12 protein-coding genes and 1 riboswitch are annotated in these 18,546 nt (G+C 53.2%); of the genes, 10 read left to right on the top strand and 2 right to left on the bottom strand.

Going from position 1 to position 18,546, the window contains the following annotated elements; translation table 11 throughout:
• The first annotated feature begins 94 nt into the window (after positions 1-94).
• The 10 genes from BOO20_RS07620 to cbiR all read left to right on the top strand — a co-directional run bounded on the left by BOO20_RS07620 (position 95) and on the right by cbiR (position 11,408).
• Positions 95-559 (top strand): SRPBCC family protein, encoded by a 465-nt coding sequence (locus BOO20_RS07620; protein WP_076791805.1) that lies wholly within the window; start codon positions 95-97, stop codon positions 557-559.
• A 135-nt stretch (positions 560-694) separates the two neighbouring features.
• Positions 695-935: riboswitch (cobalamin riboswitch) on the top strand.
• A 251-nt stretch (positions 936-1,186) separates the two neighbouring features.
• The gene (locus BOO20_RS07625; RefSeq protein WP_076791807.1) at positions 1,187-3,127 is read left to right on the top strand and encodes a TonB-dependent siderophore receptor; all 1,941 of its coding nucleotides are present in this window, start codon (positions 1,187-1,189) and stop codon (positions 3,125-3,127) included.
• 198 nt (positions 3,128-3,325) lie between these two features.
• Positions 3,326-3,970 carry a 5,6-dimethylbenzimidazole synthase gene (bluB, locus tag BOO20_RS07630; protein ID WP_198935433.1) on the top strand — a complete coding sequence of 215 codons (645 nt, stop codon included), beginning with the start codon at positions 3,326-3,328 and terminating at the stop codon, positions 3,968-3,970.
• Complete coding sequence (locus BOO20_RS07635) at positions 3,964-5,478, top strand: cobyric acid synthase (RefSeq protein WP_076791808.1); 1,515 nt, start codon at positions 3,964-3,966, stop codon at positions 5,476-5,478. The genes bluB and BOO20_RS07635 overlap by 7 nt, the downstream gene beginning before the upstream one ends.
• Positions 5,475-6,557 carry a threonine-phosphate decarboxylase CobD gene (gene cobD / locus BOO20_RS07640; RefSeq protein WP_076791810.1) on the top strand — a complete coding sequence of 361 codons (1,083 nt, stop codon included), beginning with the start codon at positions 5,475-5,477 and terminating at the stop codon, positions 6,555-6,557. Before BOO20_RS07635 ends, cobD begins: the two co-directional genes overlap by 4 nt.
• A 1-nt stretch (position 6,558) precedes the next feature.
• Positions 6,559-7,521 carry an adenosylcobinamide-phosphate synthase CbiB gene (cbiB, locus tag BOO20_RS07645; protein WP_076791811.1) on the top strand — a complete coding sequence of 321 codons (963 nt, stop codon included), beginning with the start codon at positions 6,559-6,561 and terminating at the stop codon, positions 7,519-7,521.
• 97 nt (positions 7,522-7,618) lie between these two features.
• Positions 7,619-8,146, top strand: coding sequence for a cob(I)yrinic acid a,c-diamide adenosyltransferase (gene cobO, locus BOO20_RS07650; protein ID WP_076791813.1), 528 nt, complete (start codon positions 7,619-7,621; stop codon positions 8,144-8,146).
• A gap of 4 nt (positions 8,147-8,150) precedes the next feature.
• Positions 8,151-9,194 carry an iron ABC transporter permease gene (locus BOO20_RS07655; RefSeq protein WP_076791815.1) on the top strand — a complete coding sequence of 348 codons (1,044 nt, stop codon included), beginning with the start codon at positions 8,151-8,153 and terminating at the stop codon, positions 9,192-9,194.
• A 145-nt stretch (positions 9,195-9,339) separates the two neighbouring features.
• Entirely contained in the window at positions 9,340-10,611 is a 1,272-nt protein-coding gene (locus BOO20_RS07660) for an ATP-binding cassette domain-containing protein (RefSeq protein ID WP_076791817.1), read from the top strand.
• On the top strand, positions 10,608-11,408 hold the full coding sequence (cbiR, locus tag BOO20_RS07665) for a cobamide remodeling phosphodiesterase CbiR (protein WP_076791818.1): 801 nt from the start codon (positions 10,608-10,610) through the stop codon (positions 11,406-11,408). The genes BOO20_RS07660 and cbiR overlap by 4 nt, the downstream gene beginning before the upstream one ends.
• Positions 11,409-11,433: 25 nt before the next feature.
• Here the strand turns inward: cbiR and BOO20_RS07670 are convergent, their stop codons facing one another.
• Positions 11,434-16,086, bottom strand: a complete 4,653-nt coding sequence (locus BOO20_RS07670; RefSeq protein ID WP_076791820.1) for a non-ribosomal peptide synthetase — start codon at positions 16,084-16,086, stop codon at positions 11,434-11,436.
• Positions 16,083-18,191, bottom strand: a complete 2,109-nt coding sequence (locus BOO20_RS07675) for a condensation domain-containing protein (protein ID WP_076791822.1) — start codon at positions 18,189-18,191, stop codon at positions 16,083-16,085. Before BOO20_RS07675 ends, BOO20_RS07670 begins: the two co-directional genes overlap by 4 nt.
• Between the last annotated feature and the right edge of the window lie 355 nt (positions 18,192-18,546).

The following is an 18,546-nucleotide window of genomic DNA, read 5'->3' on the forward strand; positions in this document are numbered from 1 at the left end:
ACTTATTTTTGGAATGCAATACCCCCAATTTTGGGCGTCATGAATTATTGAGGTTATATGCATTTCAGAAAAGAGGAACAGGTTTATTTATAACGTGGAGTTTCACAATCTTGTTTATGTTCAGCAGCTTCCGGTCTCCACTGGGGAGGCATGGGATTTTTTCTCCAATCCGGCAAATCTTGCCCGAATCACTCCTCCCGAGATGATGGTCACCATAACCGGCGGAACAGGTGAGAAGCTGATTTACGAGGGCATGATCATCACATACACGCTCTATCCCTTCCTGATGGTTCCCGTAAGGTGGGAAACAGAGATTACCAAGGTCTCGAAACCCCTCTTTTTTGAGGATGTCCAGAATTCAGGCCCTTATGAGTACTGGCATCACCGTCACTCTTTCAGAGAGATAGCCGGAGGTGTAGAAATGGTTGACGCTCTTGAGTACGCCCTGCCGATGGGATTGTTTGGCGAGATGGTTAACACGCTCATTGTTTCCCGGCGACTTGAAGAGGTGTTCAGGTACAGAAGAGGGCGGATTGAGGATATTTTAGGGCGATTATAAACAGCGTAAAACATTGCCGGTTAAGCCGCACAATTACGCTATAATATTGCGTCATAGATACATTACAAAGGATATTCGGGATTGATGAAGCTTGTTTCTTTGCCGGGAATTTCTTATCTATGTCGGCATTACAACTGTTCTTTCGTCGTAGCTGGTGCCGGCTTAAAAGCCGGAGAATAGGGAATTACGTGAGAATCGTAAACTGTACCCGCAACTGTACAACGGTAACCGCAACAAGCGAGGCATGGCCACATGCTCACGCTCTTTGTGGCAGGTTCAGGTCACTGCATGTTCTCCTCCAGGGGGAACGGCGGGAAGGCCGGAACCGATCGAGACCGTCATAGTCAGGAGACCTGCCAGTTATTATTTGCATTACAAGATCGGACTACGGGTTATAGTCGGGGCAAAGCTGTACTTCTTTTGCATTGCTCACCGCTTGATCTTTTTGCACGGCATTTTTTGATATTTCCTAACCGTCAACCCTCATTGAACGGTTATCACTCTGTTAACGTCAAAAAACCTGTTGCGGAATTGTTGAGCAGGCAGTGTCGATTTCGGTTACATGCCGCCTTTGAAAGACCCCTGTCAGTTTATTTCTATAAAACTGAAAACAGGTTTACACCTTCAATGAACAAAAAAGTATTTCTCGTGGTGATGGCTGCTCTCTTGAGCAGCAAAGGGCTGCTTGCTGATGAACAGCCAAAACACTTTACCGGTGAAGAGACCGTCGTGACGGCCACAAAAACCATCAACTCCATCAGTAACGCCGGAGGTGCATCGGTAACGGTCATTACTTCGGCTGAGATCCGGGCTTCCGGAAAGCACACGGTAGAAGATCTGCTCAAAGGTGTGGCAGGTATTGACGTATCCGCCAACGGCGGTCCCGGCTCCATGACATCCCTGTTTATTCGCGGGGGTGATGCCAAAAACACGCTCGTACTGATTGACGGTGTGCCGGTCAATGATCCGGCTACGACAAACCGTACGGCGAGCCTCTCCAATCTTACACTCGACAATGTTGAAAAGATAGAGGTTGTCCGAGGCTCGCTCAGTGTGCTTTATGGAAGCAATGCCACTGCCGGAGTTATCAATATCCTGACCAAAAAAGGCGATGGCCCCATGAAATCCTATGCCGGTATCGAAGGGGGTGCATACGGGACGTATAAAATCAACGGGAGCGTGAGCGGAAAAACCGGCAAATCGGCATACTCACTCTCACTTGCCCGTCTGAAATCGGATGGTTTTTCGTTTGCTGACGACCGCAATCCGCGTATTCCGCACAGCGGCAATACCAGTGAAAAGGACGGTTATGAAAATACAACGCTCTCCGGATCCTACTCCTATGAGCTGGCACCCTCATCGGTCCTTGAAACCACATTCCGATATACTGACGCTTCGGTACGGTATGATGAGTCGGCCAACGGCTATACCGGCGACCGGTTTACCTATGTCTGGCCATCCTATGTTGCAAATCCAGCAGGCATGAAGGAGCAGCATAATGACAGCCGTCAGTATGTCGGCAGGGTTGCCTATAAAAATTGCGGAAAGGTAATCGGAAACACGCTCTTCGTGCAGTTCACCAATGAGGAGAGAACCGATTTCGATAACGACGGCGTTAAAACAAACACCTTCACCGGCAAGATGCAGGAGATCGGCTGGCAGGGCGATATGCAGGTTACTGACGCCAATATGGTGACCGTTGGTTTATCCGGCAAAAATGAGAGTATGAACTATCATGACTTTGTCTGGGGAGCACCCCTGATTGACAAGTCGGTACTCTCGGGAAATATCTGGCTGCAGGATCAATGGAGTGTTGATAATCTGAAAGTGGTAGCGGGAGTCCGGTATGAGGATAATGAGATTTTCGGCAGTAAGGTTACGGCAAGGGTAGCTCCGTCATACAGAATCGGCGAAACCGTTCTGAAGGCAAGTTACGGTACCGGTTTTCTTGCCCCTTCACTCTATCAGCTCTATTCGGATTACGGTTCGGAAACCCTCAAGCCTGAAACAAGCACCGGCATTGATGCAGGAGTCGAACATCGCTTCCGTGATAACCTCCGGGCCGGGATTACCTGGTTCCGTTCGGTCTATGACGACAGGATCGATTTTGATATGGTAACATGGAAATATGCCCAGGTTGCCGGAACATCCAAATCACGGGGCATAGAGAGTTTCATTGAATGGCAGCCGCTCCGGGCCCTTCAGCTTGCCATGAACTATACCCATAACAAAACCGAAGACCCTCTGGGTGTACAGCTGGTGCGTCGTCCTGAAAACAAGGTTGGCATCTCCGGCAGATACCGCATCGGCAAATCAGCCGCTGTTGGAGCCGGTATGCAGTGGGTTGATGAACGAAAAGAGGTTGCATCAGCCAGGGATAGCAGCGGAACACCTGTCGGCAAGCTTCCGGACTACTTTCTCCTTAACCTGAACGGGTCATACAATCTGTCGGAAAAGGTCGAATTGTACGGTCGCATCGACAATGTGTTCAATACCTGGTATGAAGAGGCCTGGGGTTATGCAACTCCGGGAAGGTCGGCTTATGCAGGAGTCAAGGTTGCCTTTTAATGAGCACCGCTATAAATCTGTTACGCGATCCGATTGCTTCGTTGGTCGGTGCTCGAAATCCTCAAGTACTCCTTGTACATTCCGGTTTCTGCGCTCCGTCCGCCTCGCACTCAAACCGCACACGACGATTTATAGAGGAGCTCAAATGGAGGAAAATGCAGGAGCGCAACTTTTGAAGTCAATAACCAAAGTATAGATATGAATATGACCATTAGCGAACAGGAAAGGGATGCACTCTACAAGGTCATCTACAGCCGGAGGGATGTGCGGGGGCAGTTCCTGGCAAACCCGGTACCGGAGGAGGTAATCTCGCGGCTTCTCGATGCGGCGCATCATGCGCCGAGCGTAGGGTTTATGCAGCCCTGGGATTTTATTGTTATCAAGGATCGTGCTGTTCGCAGCAAGGTCAGGGATGGTTTTGAGGTTGCTCACGCCGAAGCTGCAGCAATGTTCAGCGAAGATAAGCAGGAGCAGTATCGCTCGTTCAAGCTGGAGGGAATTATGGAATCCCCTCTTGGTATCTGCATCACCTGCGACCGAACGCGCAGCGGGGAGGTGGTGATCGGTCGCACAGCAAACCCGGAGATGGATCTCTACAGCTCGGTCTGTGCCGTGCAGAACCTCTGGCTTGCGGCAAGGGCGGAAAATCTCGGTGTCGGCTGGGTCAGTATCATTCATCACGATCATATCCGTGAAGTACTCGGTATTCCAGAGCATATTGTTCCTGTCGCCTGGCTCTGTGTCGGCTATGTCAGCTTTTTTCATCAAACACCGGAGCTTGAGCAGGCAGGCTGGCTGCCGAGAATGGAACTCGATTCACTTGTTCATTACGAAACATGGTAAGCATTGAAAACAGATCAAGGGCTCTGGCGATCTTCGGTACCGCTTCTGACGTCGGCAAAAGTATTGTAGCGACCGCCCTCTGCCGGATATTCAGCAATGCCGGTATTGATGTCGCCCCGTTCAAGGCGCAGAACATGTCGAATAACTCGGGCGTCACGCATGACGGATTCGAAATCGGACGCGCCCAGATAGCCCAGGCTGAAGCCGCACGTGTTGCTCCCTCCGCCGATATGAATCCTGTGTTGCTGAAACCCAACTCCGATACCGGTGCCCAGGTAGTGCTTCAGGGAAAGGTGTGCACCGACCGGACAGCGAGGGAGTATTTCGGCAATACTCAGCGCTGGTCGGAGGCTGCTTTTGAAAGTCTTGACCGGTTGATGAAGAAGCATGAGCTGGTTGTCATTGAAGGTGCCGGATCCTGTGCGGAGATGAATCTCTATGAGAGGGATTTTGTCAATTTCAAAACCGCACGAAGGGCAAAAGCAGCGGTCATTCTTGTAGCCGATATTGACAGGGGAGGCGTCTTTGCGCAGGTGGCCGGAACACTCGCCATTATTCCTCCCGAAGACCGGGCTCTGGTAAAGGGAGTTATCATCAACCGCTTCAGGGGAGACATCTCCCTCTTCCGCGATGGCGTTGCCATGCTTGAAGCTATGACCGGCGTTCCGGTTCTCGGTGTTATTCCTTACTTCAGGGGGTTCAGCATTGATGCCGAAGATGCCGTACCCCTCTCCTCCAAAGTTGATCCGGCGGGCGCTCCTTCCCCTGATAAGATCGGCGTTGCCGCAATCTATTTTCCGCACATCTCCAATTTTACCGATCTGTCGCCGCTGGAGCATGATTCGAGGGTTGAGCTCCACTACCTCCACTACCCGAGATCCCTGAAGGGTTACAAGGCGCTCATTCTTCCCGGATCGAAAAATGTGCGTGGCGATCTTGGCTGGCTCCTCTGTCTGGGATGGGAGAGTGAAATCCGGAAATTCAGGGAGGATGGCGGAGTCATCATGGGTATCTGCGGCGGTTACCAGATGCTTGGCAACTCGATTGCCGATCCTCATGGTGTTGAAGGCACTCCCGGAACTGCACGGGCTCTCGGCTATCTTGATGTTGAAACCGTGCTTGAAAGGGATAAATGCCTTGCAAACGTAAAAGGAACCATTGTTGACAGCAATATTCCGGCTTCAGGATACGAAATCCATATGGGCAGAAGCACTGTTTCGGGTACATGCGGACCGTTTATCCGGCTCTCGGAGCGGAACAATAATCCGGAAAAAGACCTTGACGGGGCAGTATGTTGTAACGGAAAGGTGTTTGGAACCTATTTTCATGGTATTTTCAGTGAAAGAGGGGTAAAGGAGTGGTTTCTTCTCCGTGCCGAGCCCTCCTGCCAGCCGCAAGGGCAGGAGAGCGAAGAGAGTGTGGAGAGTTATGAGCGTCTTGCCGAACACTTCACCCTGAATCTTGATCTTGACAAGGTTTTCAGTATTATTGATCGGTCACTTCCATGAAAACACTCTTTCATCATGAGCACGGTGGTGCACGGGCAGGCAAAGAGAGAGCCGAGGGTCGCGAGGTGCTTGACTTCAGTGTCAATATCAGCCCTCTCTTTCCGCCAATCGGAGAACTTTCGTTTGATGATATGCAGCCCCGACACTACCCCTCAATTGATGGTCGCGGTGTACGGCGTTTTTATGCCGAGAAATTCGAACTCAATCCGGCTTCGGTGCTTCCGCTGAACGGAGCCATTGAAGGGATCTACCTCATTCCGCGAGCACTTCGCATCCGTCGTCTGCTCCTGCTCTCGCCCTCTTTTTATGACTATGAGCGGGCTGGCAGAGTTGCCGGCACCGAGATCAGTTATATTCATCTGGAGAGAGAGAACCGATTTCGTCTGCCGGGCATTGAAGAACTTGCCACTGCGCTGGCAGAGGCCGATGCTTTTTTTGCAGCCAATCCCAATAATCCAACCGGAACCAAACTCCCCCCGGAAATTGTAATGGCCCTTGCAAGCCGTTTTCCGGAGAAATGGTTTATTGTCGATGAGGCATTTATCCAGTTTACTGCTGCCTTTCCGGATAACTCCCTCATGGGGAAGGTGCATGCACTGAAAAATGTTATTGTCATTCACTCACTCACAAAATTCTATGCCCTGCCCGGCCTGCGGCTTGGGGCGGTTGTTGCACATCCGGAAATCATTCGCCATCTGCTCGACTACAAGGAGCCATGGACGGTCAATTCGGTTGCTGAATCGGTCGCCGGTCGTCTTTTACAGTGCAACGGATTTGACAGGGAGCTTCGGGAGCTGATTTTCAGAGAGAGAACAAGAGTTGCTGCCGCTCTCTCTGAAATCGAGGGGCTGCATCTCTATGGCGGCAGGGCCAACTTCTTTCTTGCCCAGTGGCAGAGAGGTGTTTCGCTGGATGAACTGCTGGAGTATCTTCGTTCGGTCGGGATTCATGTCAGGGATTGCCGGAACTTTGCCGGGCTTGAGGTTAACTATTTCCGTTTTGCCATTATGTTGCCGGAAGAGAATAACCGTCTTCTGGCCGCCATACGGGGTGCTGCCGGATTAAACAGGGACAACTGAGTTGACAGTTGCACTTCCGGAAGCTCTTGTGGCTTCAGCTTTCCTGCTTGACCTCGCACTCGGTGACCCGCGATGGATGCCGCATCCGGTGAGGGGGATAGGCTGGTTTGCGATAAAGATTGAATCCCTGATGCGTCGCTCACCCCTCCCGTTACGGGTTGCCGGTATAACAACCGCAATTGCTGTTGTCGGAGCCTCTGCCGGAACAGCATGGCTCCTGATCACTTGTGCCACAAAACTGCGCCCTCTCGGCGGAGCTGCCATGAGCATCTACCTGCTCTACAGCTCTTTTGCCGTCCGCGATCTTGGCGATCATGCCGCTGCAGTAGAGCGGGCGCTTATAGCCGGTGACATTGAAGAGGCACGTCGAAAGGTATCCTGTATAGTCGGACGCGATACACAGGAGATGAATGCAGGTGAAATTGCTCTTGCAGCTACGGAGAGTGTGGCGGAGAACAGTGTGGACGGCGTAACCGCTCCGCTCTTCTATGCGCTGCTCCTCGGCCCGGTCGGGGCAATTGCCTACAAGGCGATCAACACCCTCGACTCGACATTCGGCTATAAAAGTGATCGCTATCTTGAGTTCGGATGGGCATCGGCAAAGCTCGATGACCTTGCCAACTGGTTACCGGCAAGAGTAACGGTTCTTTTTATTGCGCTCGGGGCAGCTTTCAATAAACTCAGGGTTTTTGATATCTTTCCTGCTGTCCGAATGGGAGCTAAACTGCACGCAAGTCCGAACGCGGGTTACCCTGAAGCCGCATTTGCCGGAGCGCTCGGAGTTCAGTTTGGCGGCACAAGGTCTTACGGTGGAGAGCTGCACCATGCCCCGATTCTCGGAGTGAAAACGGGGGAGTGTACACCCCGTACAATCCGCCAAAGCATAACCCTGATGCGCACAACCGCGATGCTGTTTCTGGTTATTGGCATTGGCATCAGAATATTGTTACAATATCATCCGTAGGGGCGAAAGATTTTTCGCCCCTACAACAACGCATAACCGTCATGAACAATCATATCATATTGATACCATCCAAACACCAATCGAAACAATAGACGAAATGAAACCAACAAGAATCCTTCTCTTCACCGGTAATGGCAAGGGTAAAAGTACTGCGGCATTCGGCATGCTCGCAAGGGCACTGGGTCATGGTATGCGGGCAAGGGTGATACAGTTTGTGAAATCTGACAGCTCGGTCGGTGAGCAGAAATTCTTCAGCCGGTTTCAGGAGGTGGAGTGGGAGCAGTTTGGACTCGGGTTTCTGCCGAGGGATCGCGAAAGCCCTGAAATGGAGAGTCACCGGCATGCCGCCCGTGAAGGGCTTGATGCTGCCCTTGCAGCGCTTGCTTCACCCGATTATGACTTTGTACTGCTTGACGAGCTCTGTTATGCCCTTGGCGAGCAGCTCTTCGACATTAAACCGCTGCTTGAAGCACTCCGGAGTGTCAGGGAGGGGAAAATTGTTGTGCTTACCGGACGCAATGCTCCGGCATCGCTTGTTGCCGCCGCTGATACCGTTACGGAGATGAAGCTCCTCAAACATGCTTTTGAGCAGGGTATTGCCGCCTCTGCAGGTGTGGAAAACTGAAGCCATGAAGCAGCAGAGCAGCACTTCCAGGGTCTGTCGGGACAACAGCTTTACCAGCAAACAGCCTCAACAATCGAGGCTCCGGATTGTGCTTTTTCTTCTGGCAATTCCGCTGCTTCTCGCGCTGTCGCTGCTCTTCGGCCCCTCCGGTATCGGGCTGCCCGATATGAACTCTCCGGCAGGTGGAGCCATTTTATCGTTGCGCTACAGCCGTCTGTTGATGGGGATGATGACCGGAGCCGCGCTTTCGGCTTCCGGCGTGGTTTTTCAGGCTCTCTTGCGCAACCCTCTCGCCGAACCCTATGTGCTCGGGGTCAGCGGCGGCGCAGGGCTCGGTGCAACTATAAGCATCCTTGCGGGTTCGAGTGTTATACTCTCATTAAGCCTTCCGGTTGTCGCCTTTGTTTCAGCAGTTCTGACCTTGATGGTCGTTTACGGCATTGCCCGGCAGGGGTCAAGCGGTCAGCCCTCGGTCTACTCTCTTATTCTGAGCGGTGTTATTGTCAGTTCGATCTGCTCAAGCATAATTATGTTCATGGTCTCTACGGCAAGCGTAGAGGGGTTGCATAACGTCATCTGGTGGATGCTCGGCAGCCTGCAGCCCGTCTCCACCGGTCAGCAGCTCCTCTCTCTCGGTCTTATCGTTTCCGCCCTTTTCGGAATATGGCTTCTCTCCCCGCGGCTCAACGCCCTTGCACTCGGCAGGGAGATGGCCCACTATCAGGGAGTGCATGCTGATCTTATCATTGTTTCGGGTCTCCTCTGTGCAACACTGCTTGCAGCCACAGCGGTCTCGCTCTCCGGTATGATCGGCTTCGTGGGCCTTATTGTGCCCCATGTCATGCGTGCGCTTTTCGGGCCGGACAACCGGCGGCTGGTGCCCCTTTCCGCTCTCGGCGGGGGAACCTTTCTGGTGCTCTGCGATGCGGTCGCACGAACCCTTATGGCTCCGGTAGAGATTCCTGTCGGGGTTGTGACCGCCCTTGCGGGTGGGCCGTTCTTTCTGATTATTCTGCAACGGAGGATGAAGCAGGCATGGATAGCTTAGTGAGTACCTTTAAAAATTTATTCCGCGATTCGATTGCTTCGTTGGACGGTGCTCGAAATCCTCAAGTACCAGGAGGTGTACATTCCGGTTTCTGCGCTGCCTCGCACTCAAACCGCTCACGACAATTCTTAGAGGTGCTGATGGTATGAGTGAAAACGCACTGACATTTGATAATGTATCGGCCGGATACAAAGAGAGAGTGGTACTCGACGGGGTCTCATTCGCCATTGCGGAAGGGGAGTTTGTCTCCCTTATCGGCCCGAACGGCTGTGGCAAGAGTACACTCCTGAAAACCGCTGCCGCGCTGCTCAAGCCCCTTTCGGGCAGTGTGGCGCTCTTCGGTCAGGATGTCCGGTACCTCAAGCCTGCCGTGCGGGCGTCACTTCTTGGTGTTGTGCCCCAGAAAATCGAATCTCCCATGGCCTTCACGGTGAGCCAGATTGTCATGAACGGAAGAATCAGCTCCATCGGGCCATGGGGCTCACCCTCTTCGCTCGATCACGACATCGTTGAACGATCGATGATCTATACCGATGTTTCGGAACTTCGTGAGCGGTTCTTTACCGAGCTGAGCGGAGGGGAACAGCAGCGCGTTGCCCTTGCCATGGTGCTTGCCCAGGAGCCGAAAATCATCATGCTTGACGAGTCCATCGCCCATCTTGATATCAACCACCGTCAGGAGGTGCTTCAGATTCTCATGAACCTCAACCGTGAAAAACGGATGACCATCCTGCTCGTCAGCCATGATCTGACGCTCTCGGCCGGCATCTCGGACCGTTTTCTGCTTATGGACAAGGGTTCGCTGATAAAAGCCGGGACACCGGCGGAGGTGCTCCAGGCGGATCTGCTCAGCCGGGTCTATAACTGCGAACTGCGAGTACAGCAGGATCCCTATACCGGATATCTCCAGGTATCGGGTGCGCAGGATACGCTGCGTCGACTTCGAAAACTTGGCAAAACGGTTCATGTCATTGCCGGAGGAGGGAGCGGACTTGAACTCTACCGCAGGCTGCTTATTGAAGGGTACGAGGTGACTACCGGCGTACTCAACCGCCTCGATTCCGATGCTGAAGCGGCACGGGCGCTCAACATCAGGGCGGTGCTTGAACAGCCCTTCTCTCCTGTTGGCAGCGATGCCATAAGTGAGGCATCAACCATGATTGATGCGGCCGATTATGTGATTCTGAGCAGTGTTCCCTTCGGTTCAGGCAATCTTGTCAACCTCCGGCTTGCCGAAGGTGCGCTCAAAAGCGGCAAAACTGTTCTTCTTGCTGCGGGCATTGCCGGGCGTGACTATACCGAGGGTAAAGCTGCTCTTGCTTTATCGAAGCGGATGCTGGGCGCAGGTGCCGTCAACTGGCAAACTATCCCGGAGCTGATGAGCATGCTCCAGCAACACCACACCCTCAACCCATGAGTTGTAAACAGCGATTTCCCTTCCGTTTCGGAACAAGCTCCTATATCATCCCGGCTGATATCATTCCCAATGTTGAATACCTCAGGGAGAGGGTGGACGATATCGAACTGGTACTCTTTGAATCCGATGAGTTCAGCAACCTTCCCTCTCCGGAAGATATGCAGAGGCTTGCAGAGCTCGCCGGGGAGTCCGCGCTTACCTATTCGGTGCATCTGCCGCTTGACAGCTACCTCGGAAATCCCGACGATGCGGTACGAAAGCAGTCGGTCGGCAAGTGCCTCCGGATTATCGAGCTGACCCGTACGCTGCCGAAATCGGCCTATGTTCTGCACTTTGAATCCGGGCCGGGTGTCGATATCAACGGCTTTTCTGAGAGTCAAAAGAGGGTTTTTACCGGCGGCCTTCGCGAATCGCTCCGGATGCTTCTTGACGGGTGCGGGGAGCCGGCGTCGAACTTCTGTGCAGAAAACCTCAACTACCCCTTTGAGCTGGTTTGGCCGGTAATCGAAGAGTTTGCGCTCTCTGTTACGCTTGATGTCGGCCATCTTGAGTTCTACGGTTTTCCGACCGGTGCGTACCTCGAACGCTACCTCTCCAGAGCAAAAGTGCTGCACATGCACGGCACTCTTGACGGGAAGGATCACAACTCGCTTGCATGCATGAAACCCGAAGCGCTTGAATTGGTGATGTCGCACCTTTACCGATATCCTGATCCGAATCGAGTCTTTACCCTGGAGATTTTTTCAGAGAGCGATTTCGAATCATCCTCTGCGGTCATGCATCGCTTTCTTTCCTGACGGATCCAGAGTAAATACCCTCCCCTCAGAGCGTCCCGCTCTGGCGGGGGAGCGGCCTGCTCTCCTCTCTCTGTCTGGATGACGACATTGCCTCTATTTTCTTTTTCTCCTCCGGTGAAAAGATCTCCAGTTCAGCAATCGGTGTATCGGGAGCCTCTTCAAGCGCCCTGACCAGAAGTTCAAGGGATGAAAGATAGAGGGTGCATATCCATTCGGGATCAATCGATGAGTCCATCTGTGCCGTAAGGCTGAACCCTTCATCAAAATCATCGATGGAGAGCCCGAACGGATAGTTGGTTGCGCCTTCGGTATGCATGATCATCTCTATGCCTTCATGCCGAAAGAGGCCCTGCTCCTTATGCTCGGTATGCCGATAGTTCAGCAGTGAAGTGAAGAGTGGCATCGGCGATGGCACGGTACTGCATTGCTGGGCCATGCTGAGTGAAGCCGATTCATGACGCAGGAGAGCAAGCAGACGATGGCGTGCTTGACGAACTGCTTCAGAAACAGGTCGTGCGTCGCATGTCAGTCGAATCGGAAGCGTATTGATGAAGAGACCGACGGCCCGATCAACACCCTCTCCGCCCTGCATACGGCCGGTTAAAACGGTGCCGAATACCACATCCTCCTGACCGCATAGTCGCGAGAGGAGGAGGGCCCAGGCTAGATGGCAAACAGCAGCCGGTGTTGCACTGAAAAGGCGGGCTACGGAACGGAGCCGGAGCGCCAGATCAGCTTGCAGCTCCTTTTTTGCTTCTCCGATTGCCGAGCCGTCACCGTTTACGTTGAGCAGGCCGAATGGAGCGGTCGGGATGCTGATGTCTCCGAGCATACCGCGAAAAAAAGGCTCACTGATCCCCGGCGCGTTGCCATCGCAAAGCCGGGGAATAAAATTGCGGAAGGGGACCGGAGGAGAGAGCCTGGCTGCATCACCTTCAAGATGTGCTGTAATCTCATCAAACACCACCTTCATGGTCGTATAATCCATAATCAGATGGTGTGCAGAGAGAAGCATCAGCCAGCGATCTCCATCCTCTGTAACGGCTGTCCTGATCAGGGGAGCAGCGGCCAGATTGAGCCGGTTGCTGCGGGGAGAAAAGAGATGCATCAGTTGATCGGCAATTGGCCCTTGCTCTCTGTTTAAATCAAGAAGCGTAAACGGAACTGTAGCGTGACGCATGACAACCTGAACCGGTTCGTGGAGTGCGCCCCATACAAATGCGGTACGGAGCATGTCATGACGGTCAACAACCGCCTGCAGGGCGCCAGTGAATGCTTCTGCACGCTCAAGCGAGTCAAAGGAGAAGAGATGGCAACTCTGCCAGGTGTCACCATCCCGCTGCAGTTGTGAGTGAAAATAGATCCCTTCCTGGAGCGGTGTAAGCGGATAGATATCCTGAATGTTACCGGCCCCGCCTTCTGCAGCAGCGACGAGGTGATCAATCTCATCCGGGGAGAGATCAATCAACGGCAGAAGGTCGGGCGTAATGGATTTCGTGCCCGCAAGAAGAGGGTTCTCCGGAACCGGCTGAGAGGGCTCACGCTGACTGCCGGACTCTCGTATCCGCCCGGCAAGCAGTGCTGGTGTGGGTGCCTCGAATATCCAGCGAACCGGTATAGTAATACCACCCGCATCATGAAGAAGCACCGTAAGCCTTGCTGCAATGAGCGATTCTCCGCCAAGATCAAAAAAGTTATCATGAATGCCGCAGCTCCTTTGCGAAAGCGACCTCGCCCAGAGCTCTACAAGAAGTTCTTCAATCGGATCACGAGGGGCTGCTGAATTTTCAGAAACAGAGTGCTCCGGATCAGGAAGCGCCTTTCGGTCAATCTTGCCGTTTACCGTCAGGGGCATTGTTTCAAGAAAGATAAATGATGTCGGAATCATATAATCAGGAAGCGTTCGTCCGAGATCTGCTCTTAGCCCTGCGATTGAAGGCGGAGTGCCGGCAGCAACAAGCCAGGCTGCAAGAGCCGGTTGACCATAGGCATCGGTGCGGGCATCGACCAATGCAGAATGTATTGAGGGAATAGCGGTAAGTGCTGATTCGATCTCTCCGGGTTCTATGCGAAACCCGCGAATTTTAAGCTGGTGATCAAGCCTGCCGAGAAACTCAAGATTTCCGTCCGTGCGGTAGCGGACAAGGTCACCGGTTTTATAGAGACGCTCACCGGGCCGGGAAGAGAATGGATCAGGAATGAACTTTTCCGCTGTCAGTTCAGGCCTGTTGAGATATCCGGAAGCCAGGCCGACACCGCCGATATAGAGCTCTCCGGCGATACCTGTCGGAACCGGCTGCCGGTTCCGATCAAGCAGATAGATGCGTGTATTGGCTATCGGCCGACCGATAGGGAGCGGCCTGTCCGGGAAGATATCTGCATGCCGGCACTCAGCAATTGTTGTACATACCGTTGCCTCGGTCGGTCCGTATCCGTTGAAGAATCGGCGCCCTTTTGACCAGAAAGCGGCAAGGGCCGGGGGACAGGGTTCACCGGCCACGACCAGCGCTTCAAGAAGAGGCAACCCTGCCTTCGGCAAGAGGGCAAGGGCTGTCGGGGGGAGGGTGATATGGGTGATGGCCTCATCATCAAGATAGTGGAGGAGAGCGAGTCCCGGAATACGTTGTTCTTCATCGGGAATGTGCAGTTCGGCTCCGGAACAAAGCGCTGTTGCAATTTCCGATACCGATGCGTCAAAGCTGAAAGAGGCAAACAGAAGCACACGGCTCTCTCTCTTCACTCCGAAGGCGCTGATCTGGGCCAACGCCATATTACCCACTCCGCGATGCGAAACGGCCACACCCTTCGGAGTGCCGGTAGAGCCCGAGGTATAGATGATGTAGGCAAGCTGCTCCGGGGAGAGTTGCAGGTCGGGATTATCTGAGGGTTGTGTAGAGACAGCAGGGTTATCAGCATCCAGACAGAGCGTTCGCACGGCCTTGAGCGACAACCGCTCTCGCAGCAGTTCGCTGGTGAGAAGCAGCTCTGCTGCGGAATCTTCAACCATGAATGCAAGGCGTTCCGGAGGCCAGGATGGGTCGAGGGGCAAGTAACACCCTCCGGCCTTGAGCACGGCCATCATCGCTACAACCATCTCCGGGGTACGCTCAAGCGCAATGGCAACCGGCCCATCTCTCTGGATACCGAGCGCAATCAGGGTGTGAGCGAGCTGATTGGCTCCCGCATTGAGTTCAGCGTAACCAATGCGCCTGTTTTGAAAGCATAACGCTGTGGAATCGGGATGTTCAGCCGCTTGCGCTTCAAACATCTGATGAAGGAATTTTTCCGGAAGGGGAGCATCCGTCGCATTCCACCCGACAAGTAACTGTTCTCTCTCATCCTGCGGCAGGATATCAAGAGCGGAGAGCATCATGTCGGGATTGGCGAGCACCTCGTCAATCAGGTGTAGCAACCGGCCCTCAAGCAGCTCGATTTCCGGTGCATCAAAATAGGCCTGGTTCCAGGCGAACTGCATCAGAACATCCCTGTTTTCGCTAAAATCAAGCACAAATATCGCAAGCGGAATCTGTTCGAAATCGTGAACGAGCGAAGCGCTCTCTCGGGCACAAGCCGGTCCGAGCGTAAAGGAGTAATCCCGTTTTTCCCAGGAGAATGCCAGATCGTAGAGCCGTTTTCTGCCGCTCTGCAACGCTCCTGAGAGACGGAGGATCTCGCTTAAGGGGAGGCCCTGATGACGATAGCTCCTGCGCAGTGTTCCGGAGACAGCCTTGATGAGTTCGGTAAAGCTGATATCACGCCCATAGCTGAATCGTTCCGGAATAACAGCAACAAAGTGTCCTATGGTTTCCCTGAAGCGGGGCGTATTGCGGTTTGCCATCGGAACGCCCATGACACACTCATCCTGATCTTCTACCCGTGTGAAATAGAGATAGAGAATTCCGATCAGAAAATGGAAGAGCGATACCGAATGCGTTCGGGCAAACTCTTCGGCTCTCTCATATTGACGGCGTGACAGGTATCCGGTATGAACCGATCCGGGAATCACCTCTCCGGTGCTGCCCTGACGGTTAGAAGGGAAAAAGAGCGGTTCGGGCAGCGGGGTGAATTTTTCCCGCCAGTATTGCCGGTTGCCGTCAAGCCGTTCAGGCTCCGGGGGGAGTGCGTCGTAAAGGAGAAACTCCCGGTATGCATATTCCTGCCTTAAGGGAAGTGAGCTGCCCTGCATGAGGGCATTGTAATGGGCGGCAATCCGGTTGATGACCAGACTCATTGCATGGCCATCAACGGCGAGATGGTAAAAGAGATACTGCCAGATAAAGCTCTTGTCGGCGAGTTTATAGATGGTATGGCGAAAAAAGGGCTCCCCGAAGATCCGGAACGCTCTGTTGTGCTCCTTGCGGATATGGGTCAGAGCACATTTTTCCGGGTCAACTGCATCCGAAACGTCAACAATGGTGAGAGCCGCTTCTCCCATATCGGGAAAGGACTGGAAAGGAGTGCCATCCCTCTCGGTCAGAACCATGCGCAACGCATCGTTCTCCTCTGCAACCATGGTGATCGCCTTCCTGAAGAGGGAGAGGTCGAGCTCTCCCTGAAGAAAGCTGTAACCCCCTACGTTGTAAATCGGAGTATCCGGAAAGAGCGCCTGGTCGAACCAGAGTTCACGCTGAACCGAGGAGAGCGGGTAGCGGAGGGGCTTGCCGGTATGTATCGTCATGGCTCTGCACTCCCGGGTTCAGTTGTTTTCAGGCTTTCGGCACACAGATGCCCGGCAAGCTGAATGAAATAGGAGATCCACCGTTCAACGGTACCGGCATCAAGAATATCCGTATCGTATTCGACCAGCAGCACTGTTCTCTCCTCCTGCTCTACATAGAAGAGGAGCAGGTCGTGCTTGGCCGTAGGGGTGAAGATGACTTCATCAAGTGAACGGGCAAAAGCGTCACTGATTTCAGGTGCAGCAGGAAAGAGCAGTTCCGGAACTACCGGATCAAATCGCTGATACTCGAATACCACATTGACAAGCGGCTGGCGGTTTCCGGATCGTTTCGGTGCAAGGTCCCGAACCAGCGAGTCAAAGGGGTATTCGCGATGTGCCAGCGCACCCATAAGCATGTCGTGAACCTCTCCAAGCAGCGTGCTGAACTCGCTCTCCCGGTCAAGGCGGATACGTATCGGCAGAACATTGACAAAAAATCCGATCAGCCCTTCCGTCTCTGCATGATCGCGTCCGGCAACACCCATACCGATGACCAGTTCACTCTGGCGGGTGAGTCGATAGAGCAGGGTTGCAAAAAGAGTCAGCCCTACCGAGGCCATACTCACACCGCTCTGACGGGCAAACGCCTGAAGCCCTTTTGCTGTCTCGGGCGGAAGCTCCTTTTTGATGGTGGCGCCTCTGTTTGCAGGAATTTCCGGAATCGGGCGATCACAGGGGAGTTCGATCCGTTCCGGCGCCCCTTTCAGGGTATTGAGCCACCATTTGGCGCTCTCTGACCAGTCACGGGTACGCTGCCAGAGTGCATAATCGCGAATTGATATCGGCAGCACAGGGAAAGCTGGCGTCGTACCATGAAGAGCCGCTTCGTATGCAATCTTCAGCTCTCGCAGAAAAATACGGGATGACCAGCCGTCATGCACAATGTGATGGGTCATGATGAGGATGAGCGTCTGTTCTCTGCCGATACGGATTATTCGGATCCTTAAGAGTGGCGGACGGGAGAGATCGAACGGCCTTGCAACCTCTGCCTGGGTCAGGAGAAGAGCTTCGGAAGCGGGGTCGGAAGCGCGGCTGAGATCATCTTCCCGCCATTCGAACGTTATCTCCCGGGGATCTGCAATCCGGCGCATGATTTTGCCATCGCACGCTTCAAAACCGGTACGGAGGGCTTCGTGCCGCCTGACCAGCACAAGAAGAGCCTGATGCAATGCTTCAGGAACAAATTCCGCTCCTGTCCGGAAAAAGAAGGTCATATTGTAGGCTGCAGAAGTGGCGTCCATGGAGTTAACCATATAGAGCCGCTCTTCGGCATGACTGGCAAAGGGAAATGCCTCAGGGTCGGCAACCGGAATGCTGCATCCCGCATCATCCCTTACTTTTTCGGCATCAATGCGGGAGGCAAGCCCGGCAATGGTGGGCGTTGCAAAAAAATCGCCTATCGAGAGTTTCACACCTGAACGCTGTGCGATCCGGTTGATTGCACGCATGATGATGAGACTGTGACCGCCAAGAACAAGAAAGCTGATATTGCGCTCTTCGACAGGACGATTGAATATCTCTGAAAAAACTTCAGCTACCATCTTTTCCGTTTCACCGAAAGGCAATCCTGATGATGCAGAGCTGCCATCTCCGAGTAACTCTCCATCTTCGGCTTCAAGATCAAGTCTTTTCCGGTCAAGCTTGCCATTGGAGTTGATCGGCATGCGGGCGACCCTGATGAAGCGGGCCGGAACCATATATGAGGGGATGCGCTGCATGAGCCACGAGCGGAGTTCAATCGGCTCCGGCACCTCCTCCCCCCTGATTACCAGACAGGCAACAAGCTCCCCGGCATCTTTCCTGAATAGCACTGCAGCGCCTGCCACTCCAGGGTGACGACAGAGCGCATCTTCAATCTCGCCGAGTTCAATACGGAAACCCCGGTGTTTGATCTGGGTGTCCCTGCGACCCCCGATCTCAAGCACACCATCCACCCTCCACCGTCCGATGTCACCGCTCCGATAGCAGTACTCGCCTTCAGGTGTTCTGAAAAAACCGGCGGCGGTCAGCTCCGGCCGATTCTGGTAGCCATCGGCAACCCCTTCGCCTCCGTTTATGATCATATGAAGCGAAACTATACCCGACGCCTTTTGTCTGAATGTTTGTTGTATAATATATATTATGTAAAGTAATAAGGATTCATCATTCTGCCCGATTTGAACTCTCTCCTGATGAAGTCATAATCTCCTGTCGTTTAAACCTCCGATGCCCATGCTTGTTGCGGCACTGTCGCCCTGCATGTCATCAGATAATCACGATCTACTACTCGGCATGTTTTATATTTCACATTGATGAATAAACGATTATTTTAACTTTGCGTTATTAGTTGCGTGTTCACTTGTCCGGTTTTCAGTAAATATTTAATCTCTAAGGGTCAATTCCCCGAAGCTCTGCTTCGTAAAAGAATATCAAATTGAG

This window comes from Chlorobium sp. KB01, from assembly GCF_001975465.1.
Lineage (GTDB): Bacteria > Bacteroidota > Chlorobiia > Chlorobiales > Chlorobiaceae > Chlorobium.